7 protein-coding genes are annotated in these 8,185 nt (G+C 36.9%); all 7 read right to left on the minus strand.

Annotated features, from left to right (window positions below):
• Positions 1-282: 282 nt before the first annotated feature.
• On the minus strand, positions 283-2,070 hold the full coding sequence (gene pnpS / locus KS419_RS02595) for a two-component system histidine kinase PnpS (RefSeq protein WP_217064526.1): 1,788 nt from the start codon (positions 2,068-2,070) through the stop codon (positions 283-285).
• Positions 2,063-2,779, minus strand: coding sequence for a response regulator transcription factor (locus KS419_RS02600; protein WP_217064527.1), 717 nt, complete (start codon positions 2,777-2,779; stop codon positions 2,063-2,065). The genes pnpS and KS419_RS02600 overlap by 8 nt, the downstream gene beginning before the upstream one ends.
• 274 nt (positions 2,780-3,053) lie before the next feature.
• Complete coding sequence (locus KS419_RS02605; protein ID WP_217064528.1) at positions 3,054-3,533, minus strand: hotdog family protein; 480 nt, start codon at positions 3,531-3,533, stop codon at positions 3,054-3,056.
• 93 nt (positions 3,534-3,626) lie between these two features.
• A complete protein-coding gene (gene mdh / locus KS419_RS02610; protein ID WP_217064529.1) occupies positions 3,627-4,565 on the minus strand; it encodes a malate dehydrogenase in 939 nt (312 codons plus the stop codon).
• 49 nt (positions 4,566-4,614) lie between these two features.
• Complete coding sequence (gene icd, locus KS419_RS02615; RefSeq protein WP_217064530.1) at positions 4,615-5,880, minus strand: NADP-dependent isocitrate dehydrogenase; 1,266 nt, start codon at positions 5,878-5,880, stop codon at positions 4,615-4,617.
• A gap of 93 nt (positions 5,881-5,973) precedes the next feature.
• Positions 5,974-7,089, minus strand: coding sequence for a citrate synthase (gene citZ / locus KS419_RS02620; RefSeq protein WP_217064531.1), 1,116 nt, complete (start codon positions 7,087-7,089; stop codon positions 5,974-5,976).
• Positions 7,090-7,488: 399 nt separating this feature from the next.
• Positions 7,489-7,959, minus strand: a complete 471-nt coding sequence (locus tag KS419_RS02625; protein ID WP_380087287.1) for a DUF441 domain-containing protein — start codon at positions 7,957-7,959, stop codon at positions 7,489-7,491.
• Positions 7,960-8,185 lie beyond the last annotated feature (226 nt).

Genomic DNA, 8,185 nt, shown 5'->3' on the forward strand with positions numbered 1-8,185 from the left:
CTATGATTTTTTTTTCGTCAAATGCCAAAACCGGGCATTTGCTTTCAAGGACTTCTATGATTTTTTTTTCGTCAAATGCCAAAACCGGGCATTTGACGAAAAAAAATAGAACAAAGGTACAGGGCCTTTGTTCCAAAAAAGGGGATGTAAAGCTAAACCTTACATGTTGAACTACTGACTTTAGTTTCTTTACATGTGATTAGTTTACATCCTGATTATAGTGGTTAGTAGTTAATTCCTTGTGAAGTCTGTGTAAAGATTGTGTAAAGAAAAATTTTGTGTTTATTCCATCTGATCTTTTTCTTCCATTCTTTTTTTAGAAAACACTAATCTAAAAGTTGTCCCTTTTCCAACTTCACTTTCTACAGTCATCTTAGCTTTATGTGCTTCAGCCAGATGTTTTACAATAGCCAAGCCTAATCCTGTCCCGCCAGAGTTTCTACTTCTTGCTCGATCTACACGATAAAACCTTTCAAATAACCTAGGGATTTCTTTTTTACTAATTCCAATTCCAGTATCTTGTATCTCCAAAACAATAGTTTCGGCCTGTTCCCTTAAACGGACAGTTACTTCTCCGCCGCTTGGAGTATACATAATACCATTATTCACCAAATTAATAATAACCTGTTTCAAGCGATGGGGATCCCCTTCTATTTCCACATCACCTGTAACTTTCATTTTAAGGGAAACTTTTTTTAACTCTGCTTTTTCTTCAAGCATCATTAACACTTCATCAACTATTTCCCCAAGATTCGCCGTTTGCCATTGAAGTTGGAACTGCTCCCCTTCAATTTTTGATAATTCAAGCAAATCATGTATCAGACCTTCCAGCCTTTCTGATTCCTTTGCAATAATTGTTAAGAATCTTTTTCTAAGTTCTTCATCATCCATCGCACCTGCTAGAAGAGTTTCTGTGAAACCTTTAAGAGAAGTGACTGGAGTTTTTAATTCATGGGAAACATTTGCAACGAAATCCTTCCTAGTTTGCTCTAACTTCTTCAACTCAGTTATATCATGAAATACAAGTACAATCCCTTTTAATTGGTGATCATTCCCTATGATTGGCGCTCCATGAACATCGAAATGACGAATTTCAATCTTAATCGGCAATGTTAAATGACGACGTTTTCTCATTTCAGTTAATAAAATTTCTTGAATCAATTTAATTACTTCTTTATGTTTAATTACTTGATAATATAATTTATTTAACCAATCCTCAGTATCCTCTTGAAAAATATCTTTACAAGAGCGATTTACTAAAGTGATATCCCCTTTAGAGTTTATCAAAATTAAACCACTGCCCATATTCTCAATTAATGTTTCTAACCGTTCCTTTTGTACTTCATATGTCTGAGTTATTCGGTCTAAATTTTCTGCCAGTACATTTAAAGACTGATTTAACTGTCCTGTTTCCGTATCGTTCCCTTCATACGTCCTGGCTGAAAAATTGCCCTTAGCTAACTCGTTTGCAACCTTTCTTGCATCTTCAATTGGCAGGATTAATTGATTAGTCAATTTAGTGGCAAATACAACGATGATTATAAAAGCTAAGAAAAATCCCACAAAGATTATTATCCAAATATTTTGGTAGACATTGTTAAGTTCTTCAATGGGCATACCTAATCTTAAAAAACCCAATGTTTCGCCATCTTTAATATAAGGGATTGCATAATAAAGCAACTCGGCATTCACTGTGTTACTAAACCGGATCTCTTGTCCTGATCCAATTTCCATTGCATCCATAATCTCAGGTCGATAAAGATGATTTTCCATTGTTTTGGGATCTGCATGGGTTTCTGCAATGACATCCCCCTCAAGACCCACAACAGTTATCCGAATATTCAATCGTTCAGCAACCTCTTGAATTTTCCATTGAACAGTTTCCGTATCAGATATATCTACACTATCAAGAAATAAGGCTACTGCTGCCGTTTCTTTCGCAACCCTATCATTCATTCTTTCAAAATAAAATTCCTTAAATAAAGGGCCTAAAATGGCCCCTAAACTAGATAATACTAATAATATGATGAGTGCGAGGGGAAAAATCAATCTTGTTCGGTAACTATACATGATTTGCAGGGGCCTCCAACTTATAACCTAATCCTCTAATTGTTTTAATATAAACAGGTTTCTTTGTATTTGGCTCAATTTTTTCACGCAAATGACTTACATGGACATCAACGATTCTAGTATCACCTACAAATTCATAATTCCATACGGCATTTAATAATTGATCTCTAGTCAACGCCCTTCCTTTATGATTTGCAAGATACAATAGCAATTCAAATTCCTTTGGCGTCAATTCTAATGGGATTCCTTTTAAATACACCTCATAATTATCGGGGTAAATCTCCACATCCCCAATGGTGATTTTCACATCCTCAGTTGTTGTTACACTTGGAGTATCTGTAGTTTGTGTCCTTCTCAATATAGCACGGATCCTGGCGACCACTTCCCGCGGACTAAATGGTTTAGTTAAATAGTCATCTGCTCCTAATTCAAGGCCTAAAACTTTATCAAACTCATCATCTTTGGCAGTTAACATAAAGATTGGAGTTGTAATCTTATTTTGTCTTAATTGTTTACAGACTTCTAAACCATCCATTTCAGGAAGCATTAGATCTAGAATAATTAGGTCAAATGGGTGGTTTAACCCCTTTTGGAGAGCATCCTTTCCATCCATTGCAGTTGTAACTTTAAAGCCTTCTTTTTCAAGATTAAATTGTAATAATGTTACAATCGATTCTTCGTCATCTACGATTAAGACATGTTGTGACATTTGTCTCCTCCTGTTCCCCTTTGACCCCCAGTATGTCAAAATGGTATTAGATTTATCCCCTAAGTATGTTAGTGTCTATTTTCCTTCTATCTTACTACATTTTATCTTCAAGAAAAATATAATTTTACTTCCTTTCATAAGAAACAAGACTATCCAACAGAATAGTCTTGTTTAAGAGAATGAATTCATTTCAATAAATCTACATAAGGAATAGTTTTTTTGTACCTAAAATAATAATCCCAGTTCCCTTTTCGCTTATAATCGATAAAGGGCGCTAAAAGTTTTCAAATGTACCTTCATCATACGTAATTGGTTTCCATGGGTACGGGGGACAAACTTCCACTTCTCCGTATAACACCTCGTCATCTAATTCATCTTTTCCATATACCTTTAAAAAAACAGAATGTTCCTTTTCATCAATCCCTGAAATCTCCATTTTTAAGTGTAGTGTTCCATAATGATAGAGCGGTTTTGGATAAGACAGTGAAATTTTTTTAATAGAACTCCCTGGACCTGGCAAATACATGGAAATGACGGAAGAGACGAACCCATTAAGCATAATTTGCGGAACAATTGGTTTTTCGTATGGTGTTCGGGAAGCATAATCATGTTGAATATAAACTGGATTCGCATCGTCAGTAAAACCAAGGTAGAGTAATATGTCTTTATCTTCCACCTCTTTAGTCAGCTCAATCTTATCTCCCACTTTTAATCCGTCTATCGTTCGACCAATTTTCCGCTTTTTTGTAAACAAACTATCTTCCTCCAATCGTAAGCGTTTTCATAAAGTTGTAAAGAAAATCCGGTTCATTAACCGGATTTCTCTTATTTTACTATTTTTTTGTTATTATACCAAGAGTTTCATTACGTTTTGAACAGATTCTACTGACTTTTGAAGTGAAGCTTTTTCTTCATCATTCAGCTCAAGTTCAATTACTTTTTCTATTCCATCTCCACCTATAATTGTGGGTACACCAAGATAAAGATCCTCACATCCATATTCCCCTTCAAGATAGGCAATAGACGGTAGAATTCGCTTTTTGTCCTTTAATATAGCTTCAGCCATTTGAACAATCGATGCAGCAGGAGCATAATATGCGCTACCAGTTCCTAAGAGGTTTACGATTTCCCCCCCACCTTTTCTTGTTCGTTCAACAATGGCATCTAGTCGATCTTTTGGGATAAGCTTTTCAACTGGAATTCCACCTGCATAAGAATATCGGAGCATTGGCACCATGTCATCTCCATGACCTCCCAATACAAAACCGGATACATCTTCCACAGAAACGTTTAATTCCTGGGCCACAAAAGTACGGAAACGTGCTGTATCTAATACACCAGACTGGCCTATTACACGATTTTTAGGGAATCCTGACTCTTTAAAAACGGTATAAGTCATTGCATCTACAGGGTTAGTTAACACAATAATATAACAATCAGGTGAGTACTTTACAATCTCTTGTGTTACTTGTTTCATAATATTGGCGTTTGTACTAACTAAGTCATCTCTGCTCATTCCAGGCTTTCTAGGAAGACCTGCTGTAATAACGACAATATCAGAACCTGCTGTTTCTTTGTAATCTGATGTACCAACGATGTTGGAATCAAAGCCTTGAACTGGACTAGCTTCCATCATATCAAGTGCTTTCCCCTTTGTTGGGTTTTCCATTTTAGGAATATCCACTAAAACAACATCACCTAATTCTTTCTGGGCTGCCATCAATGCTGTCGTCGTACCAGTAAATCCTCCACCTACAACAGTAATTTTCTTTCTTTTAATGGCCATCATTCATTTCTCCTTCCCATATTTCGATTAATAGTAATCTTTATTATGACTAGAGATTTTTGATAAGCTCATTTGCAAATTCTGAACATTTTACTTCAGTGGCGCCTTCCATTAAACGGGCAAAATCATATGTGACCACTTTACTTCCTATCGTTTTATCCATTGAATTTTCAACAAGATCAGCTGCTTCTACCCATCCTAAATGGCGTAGCATTAGTACACCTGAAAGTAGAACAGAAGATGGATTTACTTTATCTAGACCAGCATATTTAGGTGCTGTTCCATGAGTAGCTTCAAAAATGGCATGTCCTGTATCGTAGTTAATATTTGCTCCTGGAGCGATACCGATTCCCCCCACTTGAGCAGCTAATGCGTCGGATATATAGTCTCCGTTTAAGTTCATTGTTGCTACAACATCAAATTCTTTTGGTCTAGTAAGAATTTGCTGTAAGAAAATGTCTGCAATTGAATCTTTAACAATTATTTTCCCTTCTGCTTCTGCTTTAGACTGCGCTTCATTTGCAGCATCCCGACCCTTTTTTTCTACAATTTTATCATACTCAGCCCATGTAAATACTTTATCTCCGTATTCCTTCTCAGCTAATTCGTAACCCCAATTCTTAAATGCTCCTTCAGTAAACTTCATAATATTACCTTTATGAACTAGAGTTAAACTCTTGCGGCCATGTTCAAGTGCATACTCTATTGCAGCACGAACGAGACGATGTGTCCCTTCTTCAGAAACTGGCTTTATACCAATACCTGACGTTTCAGGGAAACGGATTTTTGTTGCACCCATTTCATTTTGAAGGAAGTCAATTAATTTTTTCACTTCATCAGAACCCTTTTGATATTCGATTCCAGCATAAATATCTTCTGAGTTTTCACGGAAAATAACCATATCTGTATCCTGTGGACGTTTTACTGGGGAAGGAACACCTTCAAACCAACGTACTGGACGGAGACAAGTATATAAATCAAGTTCCTGACGGAGGGCAACGTTTAAAGATCGTATTCCACCACCAATGGGAGTTGTAAGAGGGCCCTTGATTCCAATAATATATTCTCGAATCGTATCAAGAGTTTCTGCTGGAAGCCATTCTCCTGTTTGATTATATGCTTTTTCACCAGCAAGTACTTCTTTCCAAACGATTGATTTTTCACCGTTATAAGCTTTTTCTACAGCCGCCTCCATTACTCGGGAAGCTGCTTTCCAAATGTCTGGTCCAATCCCATCTCCCTCAATAAACGGAATAATCGGTTGGTTTGGAACGTTTAACTCTCCATTTGATACCGTAATTTTTTCTCCTGCCATGTTGTAAAAACCTCCTCAAATAATCTAAAATTAATAATATATGTAGATACAATAGGAAAGGGAGTAAGTTAACCCCTCCCTATTTCTAACTTATTATCTATTTTCTAATGGAACCCAAGCTTGACGATCAGGACCTGTATATTCAGCCCGCGGACGAATGAGACGGTTATTTTCATATTGTTCAAGTATATGTGCAATCCATCCAGATACGCGACTGACAGCAAAGATTGGTGTGAACAAATCATGTTCAATACCTAGACTATGATAAACAGATGCAGAATAAAAATCCACATTTGGCAACAAGCCTTTTTCATTTGTAACGATTTCATCGATTTTAACACTCATATCGTACCATTTTGGCTCCCCGGTGATACTTGTAAGCTGTCGGGACATTTCCCTTAAGTGCTTTGCTCGTGGGTCTCCATTTTTATATACACGGTGTCCGAATCCCATGATTTTAACTTTCCGGCTTAAAGCGTCCTTAATATATGGTTCCACTTTTTCCATATCACCTATCTCAGAGAGCATTTTCATCACACGCTCGTTTGCTCCCCCATGTAAAGGCCCTTTCAATGCACCAATCGCTGCTACTATACCAGAATACATATCAGATAATGTGGCAACACATACACGTGCTGTAAACGTGGAGGCATTTAATTCGTGGTCGGCATGAAGAACTAGCGCTTTATCCAAGGCTTCCACAGATATTTCATCTGGTTCTTCTCCATTAAGCATATATAAGAAATTCGCAGCATAACCCAGGTCTGTTCTTGGTGCAACAGGATCTTTTCCTTGGCGAATTCTTGAGAACGCTGTCACAATGGTTGGTAATTGTGCTTGCAACTTTAACGCTTTTTGCCCATTTGCTTCCTCTCCCATTTCGTCTGCATCCTCATCGAATAAAGCAAGTTGGGAAACGGCAGTTCTAAGCGCGGCCATCGGGTGTACCTTATCAATCGGATAAGACTTCATTTGATCAAGTATTTCTTTTGGAACTGCTGAAACTTCTGACAACTCCTTCTTAAAAGTTGTGAGTTCCTCCTTATTAGGAAGTCGATGATTCCAAAGTAAGTATATTACCTCTTCAAAGCTTGCATGCTCCGCTAAATCGTCAATATTATAGCCATGATAAGTTAAAACACCATCGATGATTGAGCTTACGCTTGATGTCGTTGCAACAACACCTTCTAAACCTTTTGTCGTACTCATACCTACCTCTCCTTTACCAAAAAAATTGAAGGGGATTCTTTTTGTTTACCCCCAACGCAGCTTAAATTCCTATAAAAATTATACTATTTTTACTAAAACATAAATCTCTTAGTATAAAAATAAAGAAATAACCCAATGAAAGAAACTTTACTAAAATATTTTCTTCGAAACGTGTTCCCTTTTGCACAATCATCACCCCACAGATGCAATCGTAAGCGTTTACCAAACTCACGGTAGTGTTAAAGGCAACAGCTAAGGATATGTAATGCACTTTCAACTACATATCATTATACCATTTTTCACATTTTTGTGTACTTTAATTTTTTCGAAACCAATGAAACATTTAGACTTGTTTCATTATTTTAACTTATTAGAAAATTAGTTTTCACAAGTTATTCTTCAAATTAAAGATCCGAGAAACTCGCTTATTTTAATCATGAAATATGCAATCCCTGCACCGATTAAAGGGCCGACAGCAATCCCATTAAACAGAGAAACAGCAAGAATTGTTCCGAAAACAAGTGCAACTGTTATATGTGGGTCTGTTTTTAACAAATCAATTCCATTGGCTGCAATGACTGCCACTAATATACCTGATACTAAAGCAATCCATGCATAAGAGGATTTCAATGCACCTTGCAATTCCCTAAACCCAATCTCTCCCGTAATAATTGGAACAAGAACTCCGATTGTAATGATGGTAACCCCAATATTTATTCCCTTTTGTTGTATATAAGGAAATAGTTTTTCCCCTATGCCAACCCACTTCAATATAAGTAGTATGCTTACAGCAACTATAAGGGATTGGTTTTTTGCAATAATCCCAATTCCTAATAATATTAACATAAAGAAAACAGGACCTGTAAACAATCAAGTACACTCCTTAATTACTTCTCTCGTATTTTAACACAACTTCAGCTTTAAAATAAAAAACTACGCTCAAAAATAAGAAAAGCGCAAGCGCCTTGGTCACGGGCGAAAGTCACTGGAAGGACTTTGGCAGAAGCCGCTTTTTGGCTTCCGAAAAGGCCTGAAGTGATCCGAGCCCGTAGGCGCTGGAGCTAGACAACTTGCCCGAAGGTGCCAAAACTTATAC

The organism is Evansella tamaricis, assembly GCF_019042215.1.
Classification (GTDB): domain Bacteria; phylum Bacillota; class Bacilli; order Bacillales; family Salisediminibacteriaceae; genus Evansella; species Evansella tamaricis.

What these genes read in the sequence shown, in the direction of transcription:
- pnpS (WP_217064526.1), bottom strand. Translation starts at nt 2,070, where the DNA reads ATGTATAGTTACCGAACAAGATTGATTTTTCCCCTCGCACTCATCATA.
- KS419_RS02600 (WP_217064527.1), bottom strand. Translation starts at nt 2,779, where the DNA reads ATGTCACAACATGTCTTAATCGTAGATGACGAAGAATCGATTGTAACA.
- mdh (WP_217064529.1), bottom strand. Translation starts at nt 4,565, where the DNA reads ATGGCCATTAAAAGAAAGAAAATTACTGTTGTAGGTGGAGGATTTACT.
- icd (WP_217064530.1), bottom strand. Translation starts at nt 5,880, where the DNA reads ATGGCAGGAGAAAAAATTACGGTATCAAATGGAGAGTTAAACGTTCCA.
- citZ (WP_217064531.1), bottom strand. Translation starts at nt 7,089, where the DNA reads ATGAGTACGACAAAAGGTTTAGAAGGTGTTGTTGCAACGACATCAAGC.